Source organism: Micromonospora sp. NPDC049891 (genome assembly GCF_040660295.1).
Lineage (GTDB): Bacteria > Actinomycetota > Actinomycetes > Mycobacteriales > Micromonosporaceae > Micromonospora.
The window spans coordinates 135,110-160,232 of record NZ_JBFAML010000001.1 but is presented as its reverse complement, the minus strand read 5'-3'; the positions used below and the strand labels follow the sequence as shown (position 1 = coordinate 160,232).

General features: G+C 71.9%; 21 protein-coding genes and 1 pseudogene. 8 read left to right on the top strand and 14 right to left on the bottom strand.

The window, feature by feature from the left end; translation table 11 throughout:
- The first annotated feature begins 255 nt into the window (after positions 1-255).
- Positions 256-1,464: an amino acid deaminase/aldolase gene (locus AB0I71_RS00755; protein ID WP_357581142.1), complete on the top strand. Its 1,209-nt coding sequence runs from the start codon at positions 256-258 to the stop codon at positions 1,462-1,464.
- A 30-nt stretch (positions 1,465-1,494) separates the two neighbouring features.
- Here the strand turns inward: AB0I71_RS00755 and AB0I71_RS00750 are convergent, their stop codons facing one another.
- The gene (locus AB0I71_RS00750) at positions 1,495-2,148 is read right to left on the bottom strand and encodes a TetR family transcriptional regulator (RefSeq protein WP_357581600.1); all 654 of its coding nucleotides are present in this window, start codon (positions 2,146-2,148) and stop codon (positions 1,495-1,497) included.
- Positions 2,149-2,372: 224 nt separating this feature from the next.
- On the opposite strand from AB0I71_RS00750, the gene AB0I71_RS00745 reads away from it, so the two are divergent.
- Positions 2,373-3,689 (top strand): D-arabinono-1,4-lactone oxidase, encoded by a 1,317-nt coding sequence (locus tag AB0I71_RS00745; protein ID WP_357581141.1) that lies wholly within the window; start codon positions 2,373-2,375, stop codon positions 3,687-3,689.
- 352 nt (positions 3,690-4,041) lie between these two features.
- A complete protein-coding gene (locus AB0I71_RS00740; protein WP_357581140.1) occupies positions 4,042-4,929 on the top strand; it encodes a DUF559 domain-containing protein in 888 nt (295 codons plus the stop codon).
- Between the two features lie 63 nt (positions 4,930-4,992).
- Here the strand turns inward: AB0I71_RS00740 and topA are convergent, their stop codons facing one another.
- From topA to AB0I71_RS00710, 6 genes are all read right to left on the bottom strand, one after another.
- Entirely contained in the window at positions 4,993-7,791 is a 2,799-nt protein-coding gene (gene topA / locus AB0I71_RS00735) for a type I DNA topoisomerase (protein ID WP_357581139.1), read from the bottom strand.
- Between the two features lie 303 nt (positions 7,792-8,094).
- A complete protein-coding gene (locus AB0I71_RS00730; protein WP_357581138.1) occupies positions 8,095-8,865 on the bottom strand; it encodes a hypothetical protein in 771 nt (256 codons plus the stop codon).
- The gene (locus tag AB0I71_RS00725) at positions 8,856-9,398 is read right to left on the bottom strand and encodes a hypothetical protein (protein WP_357581137.1); all 543 of its coding nucleotides are present in this window, start codon (positions 9,396-9,398) and stop codon (positions 8,856-8,858) included. Before AB0I71_RS00725 ends, AB0I71_RS00730 begins: the two co-directional genes overlap by 10 nt.
- Positions 9,399-9,516: 118 nt before the next feature.
- Positions 9,517-11,895 (bottom strand): sodium-translocating pyrophosphatase, encoded by a 2,379-nt coding sequence (locus AB0I71_RS00720; protein WP_357581136.1) that lies wholly within the window; start codon positions 11,893-11,895, stop codon positions 9,517-9,519.
- 293 nt (positions 11,896-12,188) lie between these two features.
- On the bottom strand, positions 12,189-12,626 hold the full coding sequence (locus AB0I71_RS00715; RefSeq protein WP_357581135.1) for an ATP-binding protein: 438 nt from the start codon (positions 12,624-12,626) through the stop codon (positions 12,189-12,191).
- Positions 12,623-12,964 (bottom strand): STAS domain-containing protein, encoded by a 342-nt coding sequence (locus tag AB0I71_RS00710; protein ID WP_357581134.1) that lies wholly within the window; start codon positions 12,962-12,964, stop codon positions 12,623-12,625. Before AB0I71_RS00710 ends, AB0I71_RS00715 begins: the two co-directional genes overlap by 4 nt.
- A 200-nt stretch (positions 12,965-13,164) precedes the next feature.
- On the opposite strand from AB0I71_RS00710, the gene AB0I71_RS00705 reads away from it, so the two are divergent.
- From AB0I71_RS00705 to AB0I71_RS00695, 3 genes are all read left to right on the top strand, one after another.
- Complete coding sequence (locus AB0I71_RS00705) at positions 13,165-15,672, top strand: DEAD/DEAH box helicase (protein WP_357581599.1); 2,508 nt, start codon at positions 13,165-13,167, stop codon at positions 15,670-15,672.
- Positions 15,673-15,777: 105 nt separating this feature from the next.
- On the top strand, positions 15,778-15,984 hold the full coding sequence (locus AB0I71_RS00700) for a hypothetical protein (RefSeq protein ID WP_099847877.1): 207 nt from the start codon (positions 15,778-15,780) through the stop codon (positions 15,982-15,984).
- A gap of 104 nt (positions 15,985-16,088) precedes the next feature.
- Positions 16,089-16,667 carry a hypothetical protein gene (locus AB0I71_RS00695; protein ID WP_357581133.1) on the top strand — a complete coding sequence of 193 codons (579 nt, stop codon included), beginning with the start codon at positions 16,089-16,091 and terminating at the stop codon, positions 16,665-16,667.
- A 243-nt stretch (positions 16,668-16,910) separates the two neighbouring features.
- Here the strand turns inward: AB0I71_RS00695 and AB0I71_RS00690 are convergent, their stop codons facing one another.
- The 7 genes and pseudogenes from AB0I71_RS00690 to ssd form a co-directional block, all read right to left on the bottom strand.
- A complete protein-coding gene (locus AB0I71_RS00690; RefSeq protein WP_357581598.1) occupies positions 16,911-17,309 on the bottom strand; it encodes an Rv3654c family TadE-like protein in 399 nt (132 codons plus the stop codon).
- Positions 17,310-17,494: 185 nt separating this feature from the next.
- Complete coding sequence (locus tag AB0I71_RS00685; RefSeq protein ID WP_357581132.1) at positions 17,495-17,863, bottom strand: TadE family type IV pilus minor pilin; 369 nt, start codon at positions 17,861-17,863, stop codon at positions 17,495-17,497.
- Complete coding sequence (locus AB0I71_RS00680; RefSeq protein WP_205808979.1) at positions 17,860-17,988, bottom strand: DUF4244 domain-containing protein; 129 nt, start codon at positions 17,986-17,988, stop codon at positions 17,860-17,862. The genes AB0I71_RS00685 and AB0I71_RS00680 overlap by 4 nt, the downstream gene beginning before the upstream one ends.
- 62 nt (positions 17,989-18,050) lie before the next feature.
- Positions 18,051-18,728, bottom strand: a complete 678-nt coding sequence (locus AB0I71_RS00675; RefSeq protein WP_357581131.1) for a type II secretion system F family protein — start codon at positions 18,726-18,728, stop codon at positions 18,051-18,053.
- Between the two features lie 176 nt (positions 18,729-18,904).
- Positions 18,905-19,600, bottom strand: a pseudogene (locus AB0I71_RS00670) (hypothetical protein); the annotation flags it as partial.
- A 920-nt stretch (positions 19,601-20,520) separates the two neighbouring features.
- Positions 20,521-21,720: a TadA family conjugal transfer-associated ATPase gene (locus tag AB0I71_RS00665; RefSeq protein ID WP_357581130.1), complete on the bottom strand. Its 1,200-nt coding sequence runs from the start codon at positions 21,718-21,720 to the stop codon at positions 20,521-20,523.
- Complete coding sequence (gene ssd, locus AB0I71_RS00660) at positions 21,717-22,820, bottom strand: septum site-determining protein Ssd (protein WP_357581129.1); 1,104 nt, start codon at positions 22,818-22,820, stop codon at positions 21,717-21,719. The genes AB0I71_RS00665 and ssd overlap by 4 nt, the downstream gene beginning before the upstream one ends.
- Positions 22,821-23,083: 263 nt before the next feature.
- On the opposite strand from ssd, the gene AB0I71_RS00655 reads away from it, so the two are divergent.
- The gene (locus AB0I71_RS00655; RefSeq protein ID WP_357581128.1) at positions 23,084-23,971 is read left to right on the top strand and encodes a hypothetical protein; all 888 of its coding nucleotides are present in this window, start codon (positions 23,084-23,086) and stop codon (positions 23,969-23,971) included.
- A gap of 169 nt (positions 23,972-24,140) precedes the next feature.
- Positions 24,141-25,082, top strand: a complete 942-nt coding sequence (locus AB0I71_RS00650; protein ID WP_357581127.1) for a hypothetical protein — start codon at positions 24,141-24,143, stop codon at positions 25,080-25,082.
- The last annotated feature ends 41 nt before the right edge of the window (positions 25,083-25,123 follow it).

Sequence of the window (25,123 nt, the reverse complement as noted above, 5' to 3'; positions counted from 1 at the left end):
CCGGCTGGGCCGGCCGGCTGGTCCGCGGATGGCGACACGCCGGACGACTCGCCGTTGAACTCGCTTTCGATGGCCGTACCTCCACGTGCCGGCCCATCGCTGGGCACCCCCGGTGGAACACTCTAGACCCGGCAGGGACGTCTTCCCGTCCTGCACCGCCTGCTCGCCGAGCCTAGGCCGCCGTGGCCAGCCCGACCCAGGCAACGCGGACGCGAGGCTATTTCGCATTCACCGTTTCACAGTTAGCGTGCACACGTGGCCACCGACAGCGAGAATCTGCGCCACCGGCTGGACCGGGCGACCGCGCACCTCGACCCGCCGTACGCGGTGGTCGACCTGGGCGCCTTCGACGCCAACGCCGCCGCGCTCGTCGACCGGGCCGGCGGTAAGCCGTTGCGGGTCGCCAGCAAGTCGGTGCGCGCCCGTGAACTGATCGCCCGCGCGTTGGCCCGACCGGGATGGCACGCGGTGATGGCGTTCACGCTGCCCGAGGCGATCTGGCTGGTCCGCAGCGGGATCAGCGCCGACGTGCTGGTGGCGTACCCCACGGTCGACCGAGGCGCGCTTGCCGAACTGGGCGCCGATCCGGTGCTCGCCGCCGCGGTCACCCTGATGGTCGACGATCCGGATCAACTGGATTTCTGCGACTCGGTGTCGCCTTCCGGACACCGGCCCGAGCTACGGATCTGCCTCGATCTGGACGCTTCCTGGCGTCTGCTGGGTGGGCGGTTGCACGTCGGCGTCCGCCGCTCACCCGTGCACAGCGCGCGGGCGGCCGGCCGGCTGGCCGCCACCGTCGCCCGCCGGCCAGGCTTCCGACTGGTCGGGCTGATGTCGTACGAGGCGCAGATCGCCGGCCTGGGCGACGCACCGCCCGGGCGGGCGGCGCTCGGCGGCGCGATCCGGCTGGCCCAGCGCGGGTCGTACCGCGAGTTGCTGGTCCGCCGGAGCGCGGCGGTGGCCGCCGTACGCGAGCACGCCGACCTGGAATTCGTCAACGGCGGCGGCACCGGCAGCGTGGCCGCGACCGGCGCCGATCCCGCGGTGACCGAGATCACCGCGGGATCGGGCCTGTACGGGCCGACGCTGTTCGACGGGTACCGCGCCTGGCGTCCCACCCCGGCGGCCTTCTTCGCCTGCGGGGTGGTCCGACGCCCCACGCCCGACCTGGCCACCGTGCTGGGTGGTGGCTGGATCGCCTCCGGCTCGGCCGACCGAAGCCGGCTGCCCCGACCGTGGCTGCCCGCCGGACTCAGCCTGCTCGGTGCCGAAGGTGCCGGCGAGGTGCAGACCCCGTTGACCGGCTCACCCGCCGCCCACCTGCGCATCGGTGACCGGGTCTGGTTCCGGCACGCGAAGTCGGGCGAACTGTGTGAACGGGTGAACGAGCTGCACCTGGTGGACGGCGACAAGGTGGTGGCCACCGTGCCGACCTACCGGGGCGAGGGTCGAGCCTTCCTCTGACCGCCTGCCCGGCCGGCCCGATTGGGCGCGTCAGGCGGGCTGGGCCGCCGGCTGCGCGGGCTCGGCGTCGGCGACGATCTGGTCGTCGGCCGGTTTCGCGGGTTGGACCACCGGCCGGCGGCCGGCGTCGCCCCGAGCGTTGACCTGCCGGTGCAGGTACTCCCGGATCAGCGCCTTCGCCTCGGTCAGCACCCGGTCGTCCCCGTCCGGCTTGCGCCGGAACGCCAGCTTGATCAGGGCGTCGGCCGCCTCCACCGCGATCTCCAGGTGGAAACGCAGGTCCGGTACGTCGGCCAGGCCGAACCGCTCGGTGAGCACCCGGGCCAGCTGGTCAGCGATCACCCCGTTGTTGTCCCGCTGCTCATCGAGCAGATGCAGGTCGACCACGTCGCCGAAGTGCAGGGTACGGAACCCGGGAACGGTGCGGTGCATCGTGATGTATTCATCGATCCCCGCGTCGACCCCGTCCCACCAGTGGGTCAGGTCGTCCGAGGCGAAGCGTTCATCGAGCCGCTGGAGGTAGGACTCCATCGTGCGCAGCGTCAGCGCCTGCACGATCGCCCGCTTGTCCGGAAAGAACTGGTAGACCGACCCGATCGCCACCTCGGCCCGCTCGGCGAGCAGGGTGGTGGTCAGCCCCTCGTACCCCACCTCGTCGACGAGTTCGGCGCAGGCGTCCAGCATCCGCTGGACCCGCGCGACACTACGACCCTGCACTGGCACTCGACGCAGTGGCCCGGTCGTGGCGGCTGAAGTGGACACTCGCCACCCCCTCTCGACGGATGAACATATCTGCACGTCACGAGTCCGTGACTACCGGTACAACGAGCGGACCTCGATTGCGGTGTTTACCAGGGACAACGTTCCTGATATGAATTCGGTTCATATTCATCTTTAGGAGCGGGCAGATGGTCGAGAGCACCGCCACCGAGACCGCCGCCTGGTCGAACTGGGCGGGCAACCAACGCGGCGTGGCCACCGCCGTACTCCGGCCGTCCTCGGTCGACGAGGCCGCCGAACAGGTCCGTCGTGCCGCCGAAGCCGGTGAGCGGATCCGCCCGGTCGGCAGCGGCCACTCCTTCACCCCCGTCGCGGTCAGCGACGGGCAGCGGATGGACCTGACCCGACTCGCCATCGACGTACGCGTGGACGTCGATCGGCGCCTCGTCACCGTACCGGCCGGGATGACGCTGCGGGAGGTGAACGCCCTACTCGCCGGTCACCGACTGGCCCTGCCGAACCTCGGCGACATCGACGCGCAGACGGTGGCCGGGGCCATCTCCACAGGCACCCACGGCACCGGCGCGGCCTACGGCGGCCTGGCCACATTCGTCGAGGCGTTGACCCTGGTGACCGGCGCCGGAGAGGTGCTGCGCTGCTCCGCCGAGGAGCATCCGGAGGTCTTCGACGCCGCCCGCGTCTCGCTCGGCGCACTCGGCGTACTCGTCGAGGTGACGCTGCGCTGCGTGGACGCCTTCGTCCTGCTGGCACACGAACGTCCAGCCGCACTGGACGCCGTGCTGGCGGAGCTGCCCGAACTGGTCGACGCACACGACCACCTGGAGTTCTTCTGGTTCCCGTACACCACCCGGGTGCAGCTCAAGACCAACGACCGGGTGCCCGTCGACGACCGCCCGCTGTCCCGCTGGCGGGGTTGGCTGGACGACGACTTCCTGGCCAACACCGTCTTCGCCGGAGCCTGCCGGCTCGGCCGTGCCGTGCCGGCCCTGGCACCGGGGATCAGCGCGATCTCCGCGCGGGCGCTCAGCGAACGCCGCTACACCGGTCGCTCCGACGCCGTCTTCTGCAGCCCGCGCCGGGTCCGCTTCCTGGAGATGGAGTACGCGCTGCCGCGCGAGTCCCTGGCCGAGGCGCTGGAGGCGGTACGTCACATCATCGACGGGTTGCCGTTCAAGGTGCTCTTCCCGGTCGAGGTGCGGTTCGCCGCAGGTGACCGCATCTGGCTGTCCCACTCCTACGGCCGTGATTCGGCGTACATCGCCCTGCACCAGTACGTCGGCATGCCGTACGAGCCGTACTTCCGGGCCTTCGAGAAGGTGGCGACCAGGCTGGGCGGCCGGCCGCACTGGGGCAAGCTGCACTGGCGCGACGCCACCTCGCTCGCTGCCGCCTATCCCCGCTGGCACGACTTCCAGCAGATCCGCGCCCACCTCGACCCCCACCACACCCTCACCACCCCTTACCTGACCACCCTCCTCGGCTGAACCCACCGCGAATCTTGGTCCGAACCCGCCCCCCAAGGGGCACTTCCGCACCAAGATCTGCCGGCTATCCACAGGGGCAGCGCGGGGAGAAGGTGCCCGGCAGGGTGGTGGCATGGGGAGTCGTGGTGCGGGACCAGTGGAGGGGCCATCCGTTCAAGGCGGATCAGCGGGGCGCGGGGTGGGACCGGGGCAGCGACGAAGCGAGCGGGCGGTCCAGGGGGCACACCAACGCCCGTATGGAAGAGATCCGAGGGCTGGCTGGCGAAACGCTTGGGAGCGTAATCCGGGCTCGACATCCCGGCGAGGATGGGGGTCGGTCCCACCAAGGGACGACGCGGATGAGCTGACCTGGTTGCTGTTCCACCAGGAGCAGGTGCTCAGCCTCGATCAGGCCCGCCAGCACCTGTCGCCGAAGGCCATCCGGCACCGGGTCACGTCCGGTCGTTGGCGGCAGGTGCATCGAGCCGTTTACGTGACGCACAACGGTCCTTTGACACCTACGCAACTGCCGTGGATCGCCGTTCTGTCCGCCGGCCCGGCGGCGATGCTCGGTGGGTTGAGCGCCGCCCGGGCGTGGGGCCTGCGCAGACATGACGACGGATTCGTGCACCTGCTCATACCGGCCGGACACCGGCCGCGTGCGATGCCACCCGGTGTCCAGGTGCACCGCACCACCATTCTGGCCGACGAGGACGTTCTCCACGTCGGGCAACCGCGTCGGACGATGCCGGCTCGGTCGATCGTGGACGCAGCGCAATGGGCGGCCGATGACCATGAGGCGGGTGCCATCATCGCGGCCGGATTCCAGCAGCGCCTCGTCGGCGGCGACGATGTCCAGCGCGTACTCGATCGCCTGCCCCGCGCCCGGCGGCGCAGCCTGATCCGGCGGACGGCTGTCGACGCGGCCGGCGGCGCTCACTCCCTGCCGGAGTTGGAGTTCCTCGCCCTCGTCCGGCGCGCCGGGTTGCCCGAGCCGACCCGGCAGGCGGTCCGGCGGGATGCCGCCGGCCGGCGCCGCTACCTGGACGCGCTGTTCGAGGAGTGGGGAGTGCTCGTGGAGATCGACGGCGGCCAGCATCTCCATCCGGCCACGGCATGGGCGGACATGCGCCGGCAGAACGACCTGTGGCAGCGCGGCGACCGGGTGCTCCGCTTCCCGGCCTGGGCCATCCGCCACGCACCCACCCAGGTCATCACCCAACTCCGCACCGCCCTGACAGCGGCGGGTTGGCACCCCTGACGACGCAGATCTTGGTCCGCCAGCGCCCCGCAGGGGGCAGTTCCGGACCAAGATTCGGCGCGGTCAGTCGGTGGTGCGGGCTTTCGCCGGGGTGGATTTGGCGGCGGGGGTTTTCTTCGCGGTCGCCTTGGTGGCCTTGGTCGCGGTGGACTTGGTGGCCTTCTTGGCCGTCGCCTTCTTGGCCGGGGCCTTCTTCGCGGCGGCCTTCTTCGGCGCCGGACCCTTCGCCCGCTTCTCGGCGAGCATCTCGGAGGCCTCCTCGATGCTCAACGCCTCGGGCGTCTGGCCGCGCCGCAGGGAGGCGTTGGTCTCCCCGTCGGTGACGTACGGTCCGAACCGGCCGTCCTTGATGACCAGAGGCTTCTCGGTCAGCGGGTCGACACCCATCTCCCGCAGCGGCGGGGCGGCGGCCCGACGCTGGCGGGTCTTCGGTGCGGCCAGCAACGCCAGGGCCTCGTCCAGCGTGACGGTGAACATCTTGTCTTCCGAGTCCAGCGAGCGGAACTCGTCACCACGCTTGACGTACGGTCCGTAGCGGCCGTTGTTGGCGAACACCTCCGCGCCGTCCGGGCCGACCCCGATCAGCCGGGGCAGGCTGAGCAGCTTGAGCGCCTGATCGAGGGTGAGCGAATCCGGCGACTGCGAGCGCAGCAGCGACGACTTGCGCTCGCCACTCGCCACGTACGGGCCGAACCGGCCGGACTTGAGCAGGATCGGTTCGCCGGTTGCCGGGTCGTCGCCCAGTTTGCGTTCGCCCCCGCCGCCGAGGAACAGCTCGTGCACCTTCTCCGGGGTCAGCTCGTCCGGTGCCAGCCCTTCGGGAATCGGCGCCCGATCGCCCGGGCTGGTGCCCTCCTCGCCCTCCGCAGCGGGTGCCTGCTCCTCGCCGGGCACCCGGCGCTGAAGGTACGGCCCGTACCGGCCGACCCGCACCACCACCTCACGCCCCTCGTCGTCGGTGAACAGCGGGATCGAGTTGACGCTGCGCGCGTCGATGTCGCTGAGGTTCTCGGTGACCAGTTTCTTCAGCCCGCCGGAGCGGGCGATGTCCTGGTCGCCGGCGCCGTTGGTGGTGCCGAAGTAGAACGCGGTGAGGAAGTCGACCGCCGCGTGGTCGCCACCGGCGATCTCGTCCAGCTCGTTCTCCATGCTGGCGGTGAAGTCGTAGTCGATCAGGCGCGGGTAGTGCCGCTCCATCAGCCCGATCACCGCGAAGGCCAGGAACGACGGGATCATCGCCTGGCCGCGCTTGAAGACGTACCCCCGGTCCTGGATCGTCTGCATGATCGACGCGTAGGTCGACGGACGGCCGATGCCCAGCTCCTCCAGGGCCTTGACCAGCGACGCCTCGGTGTAGCGGGCGGGCGGCTGGGTGTGGTGACCCTGCGCGGCCAGCTCGTCGGCGGTCAGCGGCTGATCCTTGACCAGGTTCGGCAGTCGACGCTCGGCGTCCTCGGCCTCCGCGTTCTCGTCGTCGCTGGACTCGACGTACGCCCGCAGGAAGCCCGGGTCGGTGATGGTCTTACCGGTGGCGCCGAAGTCGGCCTCCTCGCCGCCGGAGGTGGTGGCCCGGATCCGCACCGAGACGCTGGAGCCGACCGCGTCGGTCATCTGCGAGGCGATGGTGCGCCGCCAGATCAGCTCGTAGAGCTTGAACTCCTCGGCCGACAACTCCTTGGCCACGTCGCCCGGGGTGCGGAAGTTGTCCCCCGCCGGACGGATCGCCTCGTGCGCCTCCTGCGCGTTCTTCACCTTGCCCGTGTAGCGGCGCGGCTCCGGCGGCACGCTGCGCTCGCCGTACAGCTCGACGATCTGCCGGCGGGCCGCGGCGATCGCGGTGTCCGACAGGTTCACCGAGTCGGTACGCATGTAGGTGATGTAGCCGTTCTCGTAGAGCCGCTGCGCGGTGCGCATCGTCTGCTGCGACGAGAACCGCAGCTTCCGGGCCGCCTCCTGCTGGAGGGTGGAGGTGATGAAGGGGGCGTACGGGCGGCGCCGGTACGGCTTCTCCTCGACCCGGGTGACGGCGAACGGCCGGCCCTCCAGGCGGGCGGCGAGCCCTCGGGCGCCGCCCTCGTCGAGGTGGACCACACCGGCACCGGGCCTCACCCGGCCGGTGGTCGGCTCGAAGTCCTTGCCGGTGGCGATCCGGTCGCCGTTCAGCGCGACAAGGGTGGCGTTGAAGCTGCGCGGCCCCTCGCCCGGGTTGGTCACGGCGAGGGTGGCCAGGATGTCCCAGTACTCGGCGGTGCGGAAGGCCATCCGCTGCCGTTCCCGCTCGACCACGATCCGGGTGGCCACGGACTGCACCCGGCCCGCCGAGAGCTTCGGCATGACCTTCTTCCACAGCACCGGGGAGACCTCGTAGCCGTAGAGCCGGTCGAGAATCCGCCGGGCTTCCTGGGCGTCCACCAGATCCCTGTCGATCTCCCGGGGGTTGGCCACCGCGGCCTGGATCGCCGGCTTGGTGATCTCGTGGAAGACCATCCGCCGGACCGGCACCTTGGGCTTGAGCGTCTCCACCAGGTGCCAGGCGATCGCCTCGCCCTCGCGGTCCTCATCCGTGGCCAGGAAGATCTCGTCGACCTCCTTGGCCAGCTTGACCAGCTTGCTGATCTGCTGCTTACGGTCGGCGGAGACGACGTAGAGGGCGTGGAAGCCGTTGTCGACATCGACGCCGAGCCGCGCCCACGGCTCGCCCTTGTACCGGGCGGGCACGTCGGCGGCGTTGCGGGGCAGGTCACGGACGTGCCCGAAGCTGGCCTCCACGACGTACCCCGGGCCCAGGTAGCCCGAGATCGTCTTGGCCTTCGCCGGAGACTCGACGATGACCAGACGGGTGGTTCCAGCGTTGCTCGGCACGTCTGTTTCAACCTCATTCCCACTCAATGGCCGCGCCTGGCCGGCTCTGGGGCGCACTCGACCCACCGGTACCCGGCGGTCCGGATGTCCAACGTAACGCGCCGTCCGTGTTTTAAGTTCCGGGGGCGGCGATCCGCCCCGGACGATCTGTGGTCACGCCAGACGGCGTCACCGTACACCCTGGGTAGGGTGTCGAGCGGGCCGCTGTGACCATGGCAGCCCCTCGGTGGAGGTCAAACCCGGCCGATTCTCCCTGTGTTCCCGGACACCCGGCTGTCTTCGATCGGACAGCCACGCCGACCGTCAGACCCGGCTCGGCCAGGCCGTGGGCGGGCTCGCGGGCGGGCGCTCGCCGACCAGCTCGGCCAGCCGGCGCGTCCGGCGGCGGCCCGCGATCCGGTACGCGGGGCCACCGGGTCCCGCCTCGACCAGCTCAGCGGTCAGTCCGGCCGTGGCCAGGGCGGCACCGACCGCAGCCCACCGTGCCGGGTCGCTACCGCCGAGGTGGAGCAGGAAATCGGGCGGATCGGCCACCCCGGCCGCGGCGAGCCAGAGGCGCAGCCGCCGGCCGTCGAGCTGGAACCCGGGCGGCGGCTGCTGCGTCGGGCCGCGCAGCCAGGCCGCCGCGAGCGGCACGATCGTCCGGGTGTACGCGGTCCGCACCGCGTAGCGTTGGTCCTCGGTGGGTGCCCAACTGCTCCGGACACCCCGCTGGGCCAGCTCACCGATGAGCACGTGCACCCGCCAGGCGGCCTGCACCACCACCGACAGCCGGGCCGTGCCCCCCATCCGGTGCACCTCGCCCGGGCCGGCGAGCAGCCCGGCGAGGTCGGCCACGGAGGGTTCACCGGTCTCCGCGCCGAAGAAGACAAGTTGCCGGTCGGAGCCGGTCGCGTCCGTCGGCGCCGCTGTCGGGTCGTCAGGTGGGTGGTCGTCGGCCGGCGGGTCGACGGAGGTGGGCCGACGACCGGTCAGCCGACGGCGGCGCGACGCCTGTGGCGTCTCGGCGGGCGGTGGGAAGGACACCGGCAGCGGTTGTGCCGCCGGTGTCTCGCCGGAACCGCTCAACGGCATTCGGGTACCTCGTCGAAGGCGCGCTTCAACTCCTCGGAGTCGAGTCGGCTGGTGTCCAGCGCGCTCGCGTCGTACTCCTGCTGGAGGGTCTCCACGGCGGCCTGCACACCGTCGTAGAAGGTGCTGGCCTCGCCGGTACCCAGACCGTCGATGGTGGTCCGGGCCCGGCCGTACGCGTCCCGCATCGACGCGAGCGAGGCGCGGAAGCCGGCGGAGACCTCCTGGCCGTGCTCGACCTCGGGCACTCCGGCCTGCTCCACCTTGCGCCGGGCGGTCTCGCTGGCCTGCTCGGCGCCGCCGAAGAGCCGGACCAGGTTCTCCTTGGCCTGCGCCGGGGTGGTCTGCGCGGTCATCTGCTGATCGGTGCTGTTCGTCAACTTGCTGATCTCGGCCCGCCAGGGGGTGAGCGCCGAGCAGACCGAGGCGGCCCAGGCCCGCGGACTGGGGCCGCTGGACCCGCAGGCGACCAACATCAGCAGCGTGGCCAGGACCACCGTGAACTTTCCGGCGGCTGCCGCCCGGCACGTACGCATGCGTTGCAGCGTACGGCTTCTCTTCCCGGTCGGCACCGGTCATCGGTACGGGTCCGCCAGCGGCGACCGGTCCCCGGCCGGCAGACGTTGCCAACCGGGGACCGGTGTGTCCTACGCGTCAGGCCTTGATCGACTCCGGACGGGGGTCCGCAGTGCCGGTACCGCTGTCGGTGTCGTCATCCATGGCGATGCCCTTACGCTTGCTGAACACCACCGACGCGACGATGATCGCCGTCGCCACCGCGGCGATGGTGATCCGCAGGCCCACGTTGCGGTCGTCGCCCACGCTCCAGGCCACCACGGCCGGCGCGATCAGCAGCGCGACCAGGTTCATCACCTTGAGCAGCGGGTTGATCGCCGGACCGGCGGTGTCCTTGAACGGGTCACCGACGGTGTCACCGATGACCGTCGCGGCGTGCGCCTCGGAGCCCTTGCCGCCGTACGCGCCGTCCTCGACCATCTTCTTGCTGTTGTCCCAGGCACCACCGGAATTGGCCAGGAAGACAGCCATCAGCGTGCCGGCCCCGATCGCACCGGCCAGGTACGACGCCAGCGCGCCGGGCCCGAGGCCGAAGCCGACAGCGATCGGCGCCAGGATGGCCAGCAGACCGGGGGTCATCAGCTCACGCTGCGCGTCCCGGGTGCAGATGTCGACGACCTTGCCGTACTCCGGACGCTGGGTGCGGTCCATGATCCCGGGCAGCTCACGGAACTGCCGACGGACCTCCATCACCACGGCACCCGCCGAGCGGGAGACCGCGTTGATGGCCAGGCCGGAGAAGAGGAACACCACAGCCGCACCGATGATCAGACCGACCAGGTTCTGCGGGTTCGACACGTTCAACGCGTTGAGGATCATGTCGTTGACGTCGCCCACACCCGCGTCGGCGTACGCGCTGCGCAGCGTGTCGGTGTAGGAGCCGAACAGCGCGGTCGCGGCCAGCACCGCGGTGGCGATCGCGATGCCCTTGGTGATCGCCTTGGTGGTGTTACCCACCGCGTCCAGCTCGGTGAGCGTACGAGCGCCGTGCTCGTCGATGTCGCCGGACATCTCGGCCACGCCCTGGGCGTTGTCGGAGATCGGGCCGAAGGTGTCCATCGCGACGATCACACCGACGGTGGTGAGCAGGCCGGTACCGGCCAGCGCCACGGCGAACAACGACAGGGTGATCGAGCCGCCGCCCAGCAGGAAGGCGCCGAACACACCGCCGGCGATGAGCAGCGCCGAGTAGACCGCCGACTCCAGGCCGACACTGATGCCGGCGAGGATGACCGTTGCCGCGCCGGTCTGCGAACTCTTGCCGATGTCCTGCACCGGGCGCCTGTTGGTCTCGGTGAAGTAGCCGGTGAGCGCCTGGATGGCGGCGGCCAGCACGATGCCGATGACGACCGCGCCGATGACCACACCGCGCGGACCGAAGAGCGGATCTCCGCCGTTGACGTTGAGCGTCTCCCGCCAGTCGTCACCGAGCTGCGCCGCCCAGGTGGGCTGGAGGTAGGCGAACGTGGCCACCGCGACCAGCACCGCCGAGATCAGCGCGGAGAGGTAGAAGGCGCGGTTGATCGCGGTCAGGGCATTGCGGTCGGAGGCACGCAGCCGGGTGATGAAGACACCGATGATGGCGACCAGCACACCGATGGTGGAGATGATCAGTGGCAGCACCAGGCCGTCGGAGCCGAACGCGGCCCGGCCCAGGATCAACGCGGCGACCAGGGTGACCGCGTACGACTCGAAGAGGTCGGCAGCCATACCGGCGCAGTCGCCGACGTTGTCGCCCACGTTGTCGGCGATGGTGGCGGCGTTGCGGGGGTCGTCCTCGGGGATGCCCTGCTCCACCTTGCCGACCAGGTCGGCGCCGACGTCGGCGGCCTTGGTGAAGATGCCACCGCCGACCCGCATGAACATGGCCAGCAGCGCGGCACCGAAGCCGAAGCCCTCCAGCACCGTGGGCGCGTCGCCCCGGAAGACCAGTACGACGAGCGCGGCGCCGAAGAGGCCGAGGCCGACGGTGAGGAAGCCGACCACGCCACCGGTCCGGAAGGCGATCTTCATGGCCGACTCCCGGCCGCCTTCGCGCTCCCGGGCGGCGGCTGCCACCCGCAGGTTGGCCCGGGTGGCCAGCCACATGCCCGCACCGCCGATGAAGGCGCTGAACAGGGCACCGACCACGAAGAAGAGCGACCGACCGATCTTCACCGCGATCTCGCTACCGTCGGTGTCGTGCACCGGCAGCAGGAACAGCAGCACCACGGCGATCACTACGAAGATCGCCAGGGTACGGAACTGTCGGAGAAGATAGGCCGAGGCGCCCTCCTGGACCGCCCCGGAGATCTCCTGCATGTTGGTGGTGCCCTTGCCGGCGGCCAGCACCGTCTTCGTCAACGCGGCGGCGAAGGCGAGCGCGACCAGCGCGATCACCGCGGCGATGACGACGTACGTGACATTGGCTCCGGTGAGGGAGATCCCGCCGCCCTCGGCGGCCAAGGTGTCGGACATCTGTGTCCTCCTGTGCCGAACAACGCGCCGGCCGGTGGAGACGCACCGTCCGGCGCCTGGATGCGAATTCGCAAGCGCGCGCCGATCCACCCGGCGAACCAGCGACTCCACGCCCATCTGCGCTGGCTGCCGGGTGGATCACTTGCTGACAACCCGCGTACTCTAGCCCTCTCCAGTGTTCGAGGTCACACCGAGGTGGCGGCGGGTCTGGATGATCTCTGTCGCTGTGTTATGAACCGAAATCTGATATAGGAACCGGTCCATGGTCGCGGCGGCGGGTCGCCGGCAGGGGATCAGCGGTTGACCGGCCAGACCATTCGCACCTCGGTGCCGATGCCCTCGTCGACCGGACGGACCTGAAGATCCTCGACGAATCCGGCGAGCAGGGCGAAGCCGACACCGGTCGTCAGATCGTCCTCGTTCAGCGACTCGTTGGCCAGCTGATCGGCGTCCAACGCGGCCAGACCGATGCTTGCCTCGATCGGCGCCCGGTCCACCACCCGCACCGAGTACGCCCCCGAGTCGGACATCTCCACGAGCACCGGCTCGGCCAGGCCGTACTGGCGGTGCAGGGCGACCGCCCGGGTGCACGCCTCGCCGATGGCCAGGCGGACCTCGTCGAGCAGATCCTCGCGGACGCCCGCGCGCCGGGCCACCGCGACGCCGACCAGGCGGGCGGTACGCACGTGCACCGGCGCGGGCGAGAAGGAGAGCCGGACCGTGGCCATCACTGGCCGGCGCCGGTCGCCGCTTCGACCGTCGGATGGAGCGGGAACACCTGGTCCAACGCGGTGATCCGGAAGATCTTGAGCAGCGGCTCCTTGTCGCAGACCAGGGCGAAGGTGCCGTCCGCGGTACGTAGCCGCTTGAGCGCGCCGACCAGCACACCCAGCCCGGTGGAGTCGAGGAAGTCCACCCGACCCAGGTCGACCACCACGTGCCGGGCCCCGGCGTCGATCAGTTCCAGGAGCCGTTCGCGCAGCCGGGGGGCGGTGTAGACGTCCACCTCACCGCCGACCTCGAGCACCGTGTGCTCACCCACGGTGCGGGTCGCCAGCGACAGCTCCATCCGTCCTCCCTCAGCCAGCCGTAGACTCTCTTGGCATCTAACCACTACCCCAGGGTCGGGCCGACGACTCATCGGGGCAGTCCATCCGTACCCGGCACGCCGATTTCCGATTTCCGAACACCAGTGCGAGAGTGCAGGACGTGACCTCGGCAGCCACCGTATCCGCCGGCAGCGGCCCCGAGCGCCGCACGGATGCCGTCCTGGCCGGCCCGCCGGCCGCGTCGCCGGGAGAGTTGCTGCGCCGGCTGCGCCAGCGGCACCCCGCCGATCCGGTCACCCACGTCGAGCGGGTGCCGCCCCGGGCCGGGGTGCCGGCACCGTGGCCGTCCTGGGCTCCGGAGGAACTGCGCGCGGCGTACGCCCGACGCGGGGTGGCCACGCCGTGGCGGCACCAGGTCGAGGCGGCCGGCCTGGCCCACGACCGCCGGCACGTGGTGGTGGCCACCGGCACCGCCTCCGGCAAGTCCCTGGCGTACCAGCTCCCGGCGCTGGCCACGCTGCTCGCCGACCCGCGCGCCACGGTGCTCTATCTGGCACCGACCAAGGCCCTCGCCGCCGACCAGTTGCGCGCCGTCGCCGCGCTGGAGATCGAGGGCGTACGCCCGGCCTGTTACGACGGTGACACCCCTCGCGCCGAGCGGGAGTGGATCCGGCGTCATTCCCGGTTCGTGCTGACGAACCCCGACATGCTGCACCACGGCATCCTGCCCGGACACGCCCAGTGGTCCGGCTTTCTGCGCCGGCTGGCGTACGTGGTGGTCGACGAGTGCCACGTCTACCGGGGCGTGTTCGGCTCGCACGTCGCCCACGTGCTGCGCCGGCTGCGGCGGCAGTGCGCCCGGTACGGACGCACCGCCGGACCGACGTTCGTGCTGGCCTCGGCGACGTCGGGCGACCCGGCCGCGGCGGCCGGCCGGCTGACCGGGCTACCGGTGGCGGCCATCACCGAGGACACCTCGCCGCGGGCGGGAGTCACCTTCGCTCTCTGGGAGCCGCCGCTGCTCCCCCCGGAACCGTCCACCTCCGGCCCCACGCCGGCACCCCGCCAGAAGCCGTCCGCCGGCATGGCGAAGGGTGACCGGCGGGTCACGTCCGGGCAGCCGGAGCCTCGTGCGGAGCCCTCCGCCGATCCGGCGCAGGCGAATCGACAGCCCACCTCCGGGCAGCCGGAGCCGTTCCCCGGTGTCCCGTCCCCGTCCGGGGAGCCGGCTGCGGGGTCCGATCTGACCCAGGTCCGCCGGTCGGCGCTGCGGGAGACCGCCGATCTGCTCGCCGACACCGTCGCCGCCGGGGTACGCACGCTCGCCTTCGTCCGCTCCCGACGGGGTGCCGAGGTGGTGGCGACAAGCGCCCGGCGCAGCCTGGACGAGGCGGTACCGGGGCTCGGCGACCGGGTGGCCGCGTACCGGGGCGGGTACCTGCGGGAGGAACGCCGCGAGCTGGAGCGGGCGCTGCTGCACGGCGACCTGCTCGGGTTGGCCTCGACGAACGCCTTGGAGCTGGGGGTCGACCTGATCGGGCTGGACGCGGTCGTGATCTGCGGCTATCCGGGCACCCGGGCGTCGCTGTGGCAGCAGGCGGGCCGGGCCGGGCGCTCCGGCCAGGAGGCCCTCGCGGTGCTGGTGGCCCGGGACGACCCGCTGGACACCTACCTGGTGCACCATCCGGAGGCCGTCTTCGGTGCGCCGGTGGAGGCCACGGTGCTCGACCCGGCCAACGCGTACGTGCTCGGCCCGCAGCTGGCCTGCGCGGCGGCCGAGGCCCCGCTGACCCCGGCAGACCTGGAACTTTTCGGTGACGGTGCCAAGGAGGCGGTGGAGGCGCTTGTCGAGGCGGGCGCGCTGCGGCAACGGCCGACCGGCTGGTACTGGCGGCACCGGGAACGGCCCGCTGTGGATCTGCGCGGCGAGGGCGGCGCCCCGGTCTGCGTGGTGGAGGCGGCGACCGGTCGGCTGCTCGGCACGGTCGACGGCGGCTCGTCGCACTTCCTGCTGCACGCCGGCGCGGTCTACCTGCACCAGGGCGTGTCGTACGTGGTCGACTCGCTCGACCTCGACGACGGCTGCGCGCTGGTACGCCCCGAGGAGCCGGACTGGTCCACCCACGCCCGCGACGTCACCTCGCTGTCGGTGGTCTCGGTGCGCTCCTACGTCGACGCCGGGCCGGTCGGGTTCTTCCTCGGCGAGGTGGACGTGACCAGCCAGGTGGTCTCCTACCAGCGGCGACGGATCGCCACCGGCGAGGTGATCGACACCCGCCCACTGGACCTGCCGGCGCGCGAGCTGCGTACCGTCGCGGTCTGGTTCACCCTCTCCCCCGAGTCACTGGTCGCCGCCGGGGTCGATCCGGTCGACGTGCCTGGCGCGCTGCACGCGGCCGAACACGCCGCGATCGGGCTGCTGCCCCTGGTCGCCACCTGTGACCGCTGGGACATCGGCGGGCTCTCCACGGCGGTGCACCCGGACACCGAGGCCCCGACCGTCTTCGTCTACGACGGTCATCCGGGGGGTGCCGGCTTCGCGGAGCGGGCCTACGGCATGGCGGCGTCCTGGCTGCGGGCCACCCGTGACGCGATCGCCGAGTGCGGCTGCGAGACCGGGTGCCCGTCCTGCGTGCAGTCCCCCAAGTGCGGCAACGGCAACAACCCGCTGTCCAAGCCGGACGCGATCCGGGTGCTTGACGTGGTGCTCACCAATTTGCCCGAGTGATCGGCCGGGTATGAAATCCGCGAGTGGCGGGCAATGATTATGGGAGCGCTTCCATCGAGCGCTGTGCTTGCCGCTCGTTGTCCTTGCCAGCATGGAGGAGAGGCCGTGGCCGACACCATCGCCGAGACCGTCGACCTGCTCTACACCATTGACCAGGAGAAGCTCGACATCAACCAGCAGATCGCCCTGGGCACCGCGCTCGCCACCCTGGCCCAGGCCGAGCGGCTGGATCAGATCAACGAACGGCTGCGCACCATCCAGCAGTTGTTGACCACCATGACGCACCGGTCGGCCGCCGACGGCATCCGCTGACCGGCGTCGGTTGACCGGCGACCGCCGACCGGCGACCGGTGTCGCTGAAGGCGGCCGTTGTCCGGCTGTGCGACACTCCGGCGCACCACAGTTGAGGAGTTCTCATGCAGCTCGACAGCTTGCAGGCGCAGCGGCAGTTCCACATCCGCCAGCGGGTGCGTTTCATGGTCAACCAGTACGAGGTGCACAGTGTCGCGCCGGACGGTTCCGAGGGCGGGCTGTTGGCGTTCGCCCAGCAGAAGCGGCTCGCCTTCAAGGAGCAGGTGACGATCTACGCCGACGAGGCCAAGCAGCAGCCGTTGCTCGGCTTCAAGGCGCGCCAGCGCCTCGATCTCGGTGCCACGTACGACGTCACCGACCACGCTGGCAACCCGATCGGCCTGTTCCGGAAGGACTTCGCGCAGTCCCTGCTCCGCTCGACCTGGCACGTCGAGCAGGCCGGCCTGCCCAACGTCACCGGCCAGGAGCGCAGCATGCCGGTGGCGTTGCTCCGCCGGTTCGTCGACTCGCTGTCCTGGTTGCCGTACCACTTCGACTTCGTTGCGGACGGCCAGCCCGTCTTCACCGTGGTCAAGAAGTGGGGTCTGCGCGACAGGTACGTCGTCGAGATCCAGCACCCGCAGATCGATCGTCGCCTGGTGATCGCCATGGCCGTCGCCCTCGACGCCCTTCAGGGCCGCTGACGACGGTCCCGACCACAGCGCCCCCCGGCCCGGGCCGGCCCGCTCGACGACCACGCCGAGCGAGCCGGCCCCACCGCCATCACGGCGGTCAGTGGATCGCGCCACCACCGGGGGCCAGTTGATCGCGTTACGCCCCTGCCAGCCACTTGCGTTGCCGTCAGGCCTCTACCGAACCGACGCCGTCTGCCGTTACCCAGTCAACCGCGCCGCGCGCCGGCCCGGCTGGTAGCCGCCGTTATCCGGTCAACCGCGCAGCGGGCCGGCCCGACTGGTAGCCATCGCGGTCCGGGTCATTCCCGGCAACGGGTCCACGATCACCTCCGTGGTGACCAGCACGTCCAGCCCATCGAGCCGGCACCACACCAGCCGGGCACCGTTCGCCGCGACCAACTCCGCAGCCCGGGCGCACGCCACCGGCTCGTCCTGAAGGGCCCGACCCGCACCGGCGAGCGCACCGAGGTCGGCGGCTACCCGGGCCTGCTGTCGCGCCACCCGGGCCGCACCCACCCCGGCGCCGAAGAGCCCGGCCACCACGAACAGCAACCCCACCCCGAGCAGGCAGATCGTGGCCCCACCCCGCTCACCATCCCCGTTCGCTCGCCATACCGCCCACCAGCGGGGCGGCCGATCAGGCCCGCCCAGACGCCACCCCAGCAGGCGCCGCCACCGGGCAGCACGACCCAGCCGACGGACATGGAGACCGCGACCCCGGGCGTGCAGACCACGACCCCGGGCAGGGAGGCCGCGACCCCAGGCGTGCAGACCACGACCCCGGGCAGGGAGGCCGCGGCCCCGGGCGGAGGTGGTTGAGCGAGCTGCGGCGGCGCTCACGGTTGCGGCTCCGGCGCCCCCGGTTCGACAGCCGCGACGGCTGTCGCCTTGACGCTGATCGCGGGCAGCTCGGTACCGAGGGCTCGAACTGAGGCGCGAACCGTCGCCCGGATGTGCTCACCCTCCGAGACGACGACCACCTCCGCACCTGCCGGGGCATGTCGGCCGGCGGCGGCTACGCCCGGCTCTCCCCGGGAGGCGGCGAGCGCCGCCTCCCGGGCCGCGTCCAGGCACGCCGCCTTGGTGCTCACCGCGTTGATCGTGGTCAACCCGGTGAGCAGGAGCAGCACCAGCGCCGGCAGGCCGGCCGCCATCTCGGCCGTGAACGATCCCCGGTCGTGGCCGGCCGGCCGGCGCCCGGTCACTTCAGTGCCCGGTCGATGACGGCTGTCAACGCGGACTGCACACCGTCGGAGGTGAGCACCTTGAGCAGGACACCGCCGAAGGCCACCGCGGCGAGCGTTCCGACCGCGTACTCCGCCGTGTTCATCCCGGCGTCCCCGCGAAGGCGGGCGAGGATTCTGCGCACGTGTTCGTCCTTTCTCGATGGGTTCACAGCACGTCGCCGAGGACAGCGACGATCACCGGCACCAGACCGGCGAGAATGAAGGCGGGCAGGAAGCAGAGGCCCAGCGGCAGCACGATCAGCACGCCCGAACGCCGAGCGGCCGCCTCAAGCGCGACGGCCCGGTCTGCTCTCAGGTCGTCGGAGAGCCGGGTGAGCGCTCCGGCCAGGGCGGCGCCACTGCTCGCCGAGCGGATCGCGGCGGTGGCCACCCGATCCGCACCCGGTACCGCGGCCAGATGTGCCCACGCCTCCTGAGGTCCACCGCCGAGTTGCAGCGTCCGGCCCACCCGGGCAAGTTGTCGGCCCAGCGGCCCGCCGAGCGCGTCGGCCACCGCGAGCACCGAACGTTCCACGGGTGCCCCGGCCCGCAGCGCCGCCGCGAGCAGATCAGCCGCGAGCGGCAGGTCGGCTGCGGCGCGCAGCCGACGGCGGCGGACGGCCGGCGGCTCTATCCGCCGCAGCGACAGGTCGAGCAGCACCACCGTGGGCAACGCAGCCACCGGACCAGCCCAGCCTTCGACAAGTACCGCCACCGCCAGCCCGGACAGCCCGGCGGTCAGCCGAACCAGGTCCGGCCGCCGCTGCGTGGAACCCTGTTGCTGGGCTGAAGCCGGTACCGGGGCTTCGGTAGCTCGGCCGTCCTGGGTTAAGGCCGGTGGCATGCCGCCTGGCCTCGTCCGTCGCACCGTCAAGCGCCAGAACCGCTTACTCGTCCGGCCGGCCATCACGGGTCTGGACAGCCGACGAAACCGGCGCCGGGGCCGGTATCGGCCGACCGTGAGCGCGGCGATCAGGGTGACGCCAGCCAGACCACAGACGACCAGGGTTGTCCCGGGCATCAGCTGTCTCCGCCCGAGGTGGCTGCGAGGCGCTCCGCCCAGAGCAACCCGACCACCTGAAGGCCCACCGCAGCGATCGCACAGCCGCCACCGACCGGGGTGTGCAGCAGGACCTGGAGGGGGTCCACCCCGATCCCGTAACCGAGACCGATCCCACCCAGCGGCAGAGCCGCCAGCAGCCAGGCGGTGGCCCGGGCCCCGGACGCCTGGGCGGTGGCCGCGGCCAGCCCTCGGTCCGTCGACCGGGCGTCAGCCTCGATCCGCTCCACCAGGTCGGCCAGCGGTGCCCCGGTACGCTCGGCCAGCCGTACCGCGGCCCCGGCCAGTCGCCCAAGCCGATCCGCAGTGGGAGCGGAGACGGTACCGTCCGGCAGGTCCTGCTCGGGCCCCGTGGGCGAGCCGGTGACGGCCTCGTCCGGTTGCGCCGCAGCCGAGGTGGCACCAGGGCACGGTCCGGTCAGCACCTGCGCGGCCACCGGTACCGGCAGACCGACCCGCAGGTCCCCGGCCAGGGCGCAGAGCTGATCCAACCGCTCCCGACGCTCCCGGACGGCCCGCCCCACGGTTGCCCGGCGGAGCACCGCCCGCACGCCGAGCGTGCCGTAAGCGCCAAGCGCCACTGCCGCCACCGGACCGACGAGCAGCCCACCGACCGCTACGCCGAGCAGACAGGTCAGCACCAGGATGCTTCGGGGCCCCGCCAGCCGCGCCGTCGGTCGGCTCGCCCCCGGTACACGCTTGTCGGTCCGTTCGCGGTAGTCCGGCTCGGGATGGTCCGTCTGCTCGCGGTGGTCGATCGGTACCCGTTGGTCGGTCACTGCGCGGTGATCGGTCGGTACCCGCTGGTCGGTCACTGCGCGCTGGTCGGTCGGTACCCGGTGGTCGTTCTGGTGGCGATTGTCGGTCCCGCCTGCGGCCATCCGATCCTCGTGCAGTGCAGACGGGTCGACCGCCCGTGCCGTCGACTCCGCAACGGCGGCTGCTGGTCCCGGTACGACACCACCGGGAACGGCACCTGGCCGATTCGGTCGTCGGCTTCCACGCGGCCCCGGTGGACGGGACGCGGTAGGTGCTGTCGGCGGCCCGGACGCGGGCCTGGCGACCGGCGAACCCGCTGGCCTGAACGGATGGGCCACGACGGACGAAGGCGGTGACCCGGGCATGCGCGCCGACAGGCGAATGCCGGGACGCCACACCGGGCAGGCCGACCCGACCGACTCGATGGACCGGGCCACCGGGTTGCTGCCTGCCGGGACACTCTCCGAGCCGACGGCACTCGACACCACGCGCCGCGTGACCCGCACCGCCGGATCACTCTGCCGCGTCAACGGCACCGCCACCTGCGGATGTTCGGGCCCGGACGCAGCGGACGCACCGGTCACCGCCGGCCACCCGACACCTGTCGGCTCCGGACCACTCTGCCGCAGTCCCTGCGGCCCCTCGTCGTCACGCTGACCGCCCACTTCCCGAAGCGCAACGACCCACGCGACCAACTGCTCGTCGGCCGCCTTCCGGCCGTCCGCGGACCGCCTCGGAGCACGTCGGCCCCGTATCTGACGTGTCAGGACCGCCACCAGGACCGGCGACACCGCCGCCACCCACCACCACGCGCCACTCACGACGACACCGCCGACGCAGGCCAGGGCTCACACAGGATCGGCGGCACCGGCACGTCGCGGTTGCGGATCAGCGTGCCGAGCGCCCGGGCCGCCAGGCCGATCCCCCGACCACGAATCCACGCCGGGACGGCGGTGACCAGCCGGTCAGGCCCTTCCGGCAGCAGCAGGCAGATGGACTCCAGCGCGCGGCCCTGCGGTGTGCGGCGGATCTGGAACACCACCTGGAGCGCCGCCGCAACCTGGGCGTGCAGCGCCGGACGCGGAAGCCCGCCGAGCAGACCGAGCGCCTCCAGCCGGGCCGGTACGTCCGTCGGAGTGTTGGCGTGCAGCGTCCCCGCCCCGCCCTCGTGCCCGGTGTTGAGGGCGGCCAGCAGGTCCACCACCTCCGCGCCCCGACACTCACCGACCACCAGCCGGTCCGGTCGCATCCGCAGCGCCTGCCGGACCAGCTCGCTCAGGCCGACGGCACCCGATCCCTCCACATTGGCTGTCCGGGTCTGCAGGCCCACCACGTGCGGGTGTACCGGCCGCAGCTCGGCGGCGTCCTCGACAAGCACGATCCGCTCGGTCCCCGGCACCAGCCCGAGCAACGTGTTCAACAGGGTGGTCTTGCCGGAGCCGGTGCCACCGATCACCAGATAGGCGAGCCTGGCCGCCACGACGGCGGCGAGCACCGGCGCCACCGGCCGGGCCACCGCGCCCTGGGTCACCAGTTCGTCAAGGGTGAACGGCCGCTGCCGGAAGGTACGCAGCGACAGATAGGGCCCCTCGGTAGCCACCGGCGGTAGCACCGCATGCAGACGCGTACCGTCGGCCAACCGCGCGTCGACGCACGGCGAACCGTCGTCCAGCCGGCGACCGGCCCCGGCCGCCAGCCGCTGCGCGAGTCGGCGTACGTCGTCGGGAGTGCCTACCGGCACCGGGACCTGGTGCAGCCCCTGTCCACGGTCGACCCACACCCGCGGCCCGTTGACGAGTACGTCAGTCACCTCGGGGTCGGCCAGCAGCACGGCCAGCGGGCCAGCGCCCACCAGGTCGTCGCGTACCCGGTCGGCGATCCGCAACAGGGCGTTGTCACCGAGTACGGCGGCGTCGGGTTCGGCGCGTACCGCGGAGACGATCGCGGCCGGGGTGACCGGGGTGGTGGCGGCGGCGATCCGCTGCCGTACCCGGGCCGCGAGATTCTCCCCGGTCATGCCGCACCCGCCGCAGGCTGGCCGGTGAGTTCGGTGACGATCCGCTGGCAGAGCTCGGCCAGCGGCCCGCGCCCACCGGCCGCCGGGGCCTCACCCCGTTCCAGCCCTCGGCACAACCCGGGCTCCGGCCGCAGCGAACCGGCCAGTGGCAGGCCGAGCGCCTTGGCGACCTCGGTGGCACGCAGTCGACCGGGAGCGGGGCCCCGGACGATGACGGACAGGTCGTGACAGTGTGGGGCCGCCGCCGTGACCACCCGGGCCGCGGCGGCAGTCGCCCGCAGTTCGGCTGGTACCACCACGAACGCCCGGTCGGCCGCCTGAAGAGCGGTAACCGCGGCGTCGTCGAGTTGGCGGGGCAGGTCCACCACCACGAAGTCCCGGCTCCGCCGGGCGGCGTCCAAGGTGGCGGCCACCGCCTCGGCCGGCACCGCGATCAGGTCGCCCCGGTCCCAGGAGAGCACCACCAGGTCGCCCCGGCTGGGCAACGCTCGCACCAGGGCCGGTGCGTCGACCCGCCCATCGGCCCCGGTCAGCGCCGGCCAGCGCAGCCCTTCCATCTGCTCCCAGCCGAGCACCAGGTCCAGCCCACCGCCAAGTGGGTCGGCGTCGAGCAGCAGGGTGCGCAGCCGTGCCCGGGCGGCGGTGACGGCGAGGCCACCGGCGAGGATGCTGGCGCCGGCACCGCCCCGGCCACCGACAAGCGCGACCATCCGGGCCTGGGCCGTGGTCGCGCCCTCGACACCGCAGTCGGCGAACCGGTCCACCAGCCACGGCTCGGCCGCCGGCAGCACGGCGACGTGTTCGGCCCCGAGCAGGTCGGCCACCTGCCAACCGGACTCGACGTCGCCGGCCCGCCCCACCACCACCAGCCGGGATCGCCGGGGCAGCCGCGCCCGCAGGCAGGACTGGGCCTGGTCACTGCCGACAAGGACCAGCGGGGCAGGTCGCCAGCGGGTGCGGGCGGCCGCCGGATCGGCGGCGACGTCCACCTCGACTCCTCCTGCGGCAGCGAGCCGCAGCAGGTCGTCGAGCAGGTCACCGTCCGAGGTGACGACCAGCGGCAACCGCCGGTCCGGTGGGAGGGAGGTACGGGGTGGCATCGCGGCCTCCAAGCGGTCGGCGCGGGTTCACTGGGTCGAACCCTGCCGCCGCTGCCGCCCCGGACGCCGCCCCGGTCGGCGGGCCTGTGGACAACGAAGCGTTCTGTGGACAACGCCCACAACGGTCGTTGATCTGTTATGTGGACGGGCCGCACATCACACCTATCTCGACCCTCACCACCCATGGCGGGACGTGACGTGCACCACGCATAATCGACGTCCTGTGCCGTCGGCCGAACGGCATTCCTCGCCGGATCGAGGTCATGACTCAGTCGCCAGATCACGAACATGCCTGTGTCGAGCCGAGGCTGCGGGTCGGCCCCTGGCTGTTCGACCCACGTTCCCGTGCCAGGCAGCTGGCGGCGCGGCCGACTCCGCGCGCACTGCCACCGGCACCGGACACAGGCGCCAGCGGGCCGGTCACCCCACCCCCGCCCGTACGCGAGCCCACCGTCTCGTTCGAACCCGCCCACCGCGCCCCCGGCCGGACGTCGCACCGGCTGATGCTCGCGGGCCTCGCCGCCGCCGTGCTCGGTCTGATGCTCACCACGCTCTGGCCGGCGACCGAACCACCGACGGTCGCAGCACCGGACGTGCCATCGGACTGGATTCCGCCGCCGCCCGGCAGCCCGGGGTCCAACCTGGACGGCGTCGCCTCCGCCGGTGCGCTCTCGCCCTCCGTCCCGGCCGCCTCGTCGTCCGTCGGGGGAGTCTCCTCCTCCCGACCGCAACTGAGTCGCCGGGCGACACCGATCCCGTCGGCCACCCGGACCCCATCCCCGGCCGTACCGCCCACACCGACCGCCCGCCCGACTCCCTCGCCGAGCCGGCCAGCGGACCCGCCACCGACCACCCGACCGCCCGAACCTGCGCACCTGACCCCGCTACCGGCATGGCGGGAGCGTGAGCTGCGCTCGGTAAGCGGCGGCAGCGAGACGAGCATCGAGTTCGTCAACCTCCGCCAACGATCGGTGATCGTGCACTGGCTGGACCACCATGGGCACCGGAGGCAGTACGCCGTGCTGCAACCACGCGAGTCGTACCGGCAGCACACGTACGTCGGGCACCCGTGGGTGGTGACCGACCGTCGAGGCCGCGCCCTGGTCTGCTTCGAACCGACGCGCACACCCGCCCGCGCCGTGATCAGGTAACCATGGTGTGGCTGAACGCCGTGCCGCATGGTCGGCCGCTACCGATCCCTGCGGATGACACGTAACGCACGACGAGGTTGTCCATTAGGTGACAGCAGCCTGGCCGAGCGGCAGGACGCGCCTACGCTGAGCCCACTTTCGCCCGGTGACGCTCCGGAGGGAGCCGTCCATGCCATCCATCCTCGCCATGGCTCTCCTCACGACCGCCCTGACGGCCGCACCCGCTCTCGCACCCACCGCCGCCGCGTCCGTCTCCCGGGCCGACTACCGCGCGGTGGACCTCGGCACGCTCGGCGGCGACAGCAGCTACGCCACCGCCATGAACGACCGCGGTGACGTGGTCGGCCGCGCCCAGGGCGCTGACGGCATCTACCGCGGCTTCCTCTGGCGCCACGGCCGGATGATCGATCTCGGGGCGTTCAGCCCGACCGACGTCAACGATCGAGGCCAGGTCGTCGGAGTACGCGACGACGGTCCCGGCGCGTACGTCTGGCATCGCGGGATCTTCCGGCCGCTTGGCGAACCGTTCACCTGGCCCGTGGCGATCAACGACCGCGGACAGGTCGTCGGGCACACCGACACGGGCCCCGTCCTGTGGACGAACGGCCGCGCCCGGCCCCTGCCGCTCGGCCAGGTGTCCGACATCAACGAGCGCGGTCAGGTCGCCGGCGGGGTGTATGTGCCGGACGGCTTCCACGCCGCCCTGTGGCACCGTGGCCGGGTCACCGACCTCGGCGCCGGCCCCTTCAACCGCAGCAACACGTACGCCCTGAACGACCACGGCTGGGCGATCGGCTGGCAGTTCTCGGCCGAGCAGGTCGAACGCGGCATCCTCTGGCGCCACGGCCGCGCCCTCGACGTCGGCACCCTCGGCGGCAGCTTCACCCGGCTGCGAGCGATCAACAACCGTGGCGAGATCCTGGCCAGTTCCCAGGCCACCGACGGAAGCGAACGCCCGGCGCTGTGGCGGCGCGGTGTGCTGCACGACCTCAGCCTCGCCGGGGTCAGCACCGAGGGCGAGGTGGTCGACATCGATGACCGCGGCCGCATCGCCGCGTCGATCCGCCCGGTCTGGGGTGTCAGCCGCGCGGTCGTCTACCACCCGCGCTGACGGAGCCAGCCCCGGGATGCGGTGACAACCTGGGCGCCGTG

Coding starts and splice junctions, on each gene's coding strand:
- AB0I71_RS00750 (WP_357581600.1), bottom strand. CDS start 2,148: ATGCTGGACGCCTGCGCCGAACTCGTCGACGAGGTGGGGTACGAGGGG.
- AB0I71_RS00745 (WP_357581141.1), top strand. CDS start 2,373: ATGGTCGAGAGCACCGCCACCGAGACCGCCGCCTGGTCGAACTGGGCG.
- AB0I71_RS00730 (WP_357581138.1), bottom strand. CDS start 8,865: ATGCCGTTGAGCGGTTCCGGCGAGACACCGGCGGCACAACCGCTGCCG.
- AB0I71_RS00725 (WP_357581137.1), bottom strand. CDS start 9,398: ATGCGTACGTGCCGGGCGGCAGCCGCCGGAAAGTTCACGGTGGTCCTG.
- AB0I71_RS00720 (WP_357581136.1), bottom strand. CDS start 11,895: ATGTCCGACACCTTGGCCGCCGAGGGCGGCGGGATCTCCCTCACCGGA.
- AB0I71_RS00710 (WP_357581134.1), bottom strand. CDS start 12,964: ATGGAGCTGTCGCTGGCGACCCGCACCGTGGGTGAGCACACGGTGCTC.
- AB0I71_RS00695 (WP_357581133.1), top strand. CDS start 16,089: ATGCAGCTCGACAGCTTGCAGGCGCAGCGGCAGTTCCACATCCGCCAG.
- AB0I71_RS00680 (WP_205808979.1), bottom strand. CDS start 17,988: ATGAACACGGCGGAGTACGCGGTCGGAACGCTCGCCGCGGTGGCCTTC.
- AB0I71_RS00675 (WP_357581131.1), bottom strand. CDS start 18,728: ATGCCACCGGCCTTAACCCAGGACGGCCGAGCTACCGAAGCCCCGGTA.
- AB0I71_RS00665 (WP_357581130.1), bottom strand. CDS start 21,720: ATGACCGGGGAGAATCTCGCGGCCCGGGTACGGCAGCGGATCGCCGCC.
- ssd (WP_357581129.1), bottom strand. CDS start 22,820: ATGCCACCCCGTACCTCCCTCCCACCGGACCGGCGGTTGCCGCTGGTC.
- AB0I71_RS00655 (WP_357581128.1), top strand. CDS start 23,084: ATGACTCAGTCGCCAGATCACGAACATGCCTGTGTCGAGCCGAGGCTG.
- AB0I71_RS00650 (WP_357581127.1), top strand. CDS start 24,141: ATGCCATCCATCCTCGCCATGGCTCTCCTCACGACCGCCCTGACGGCC.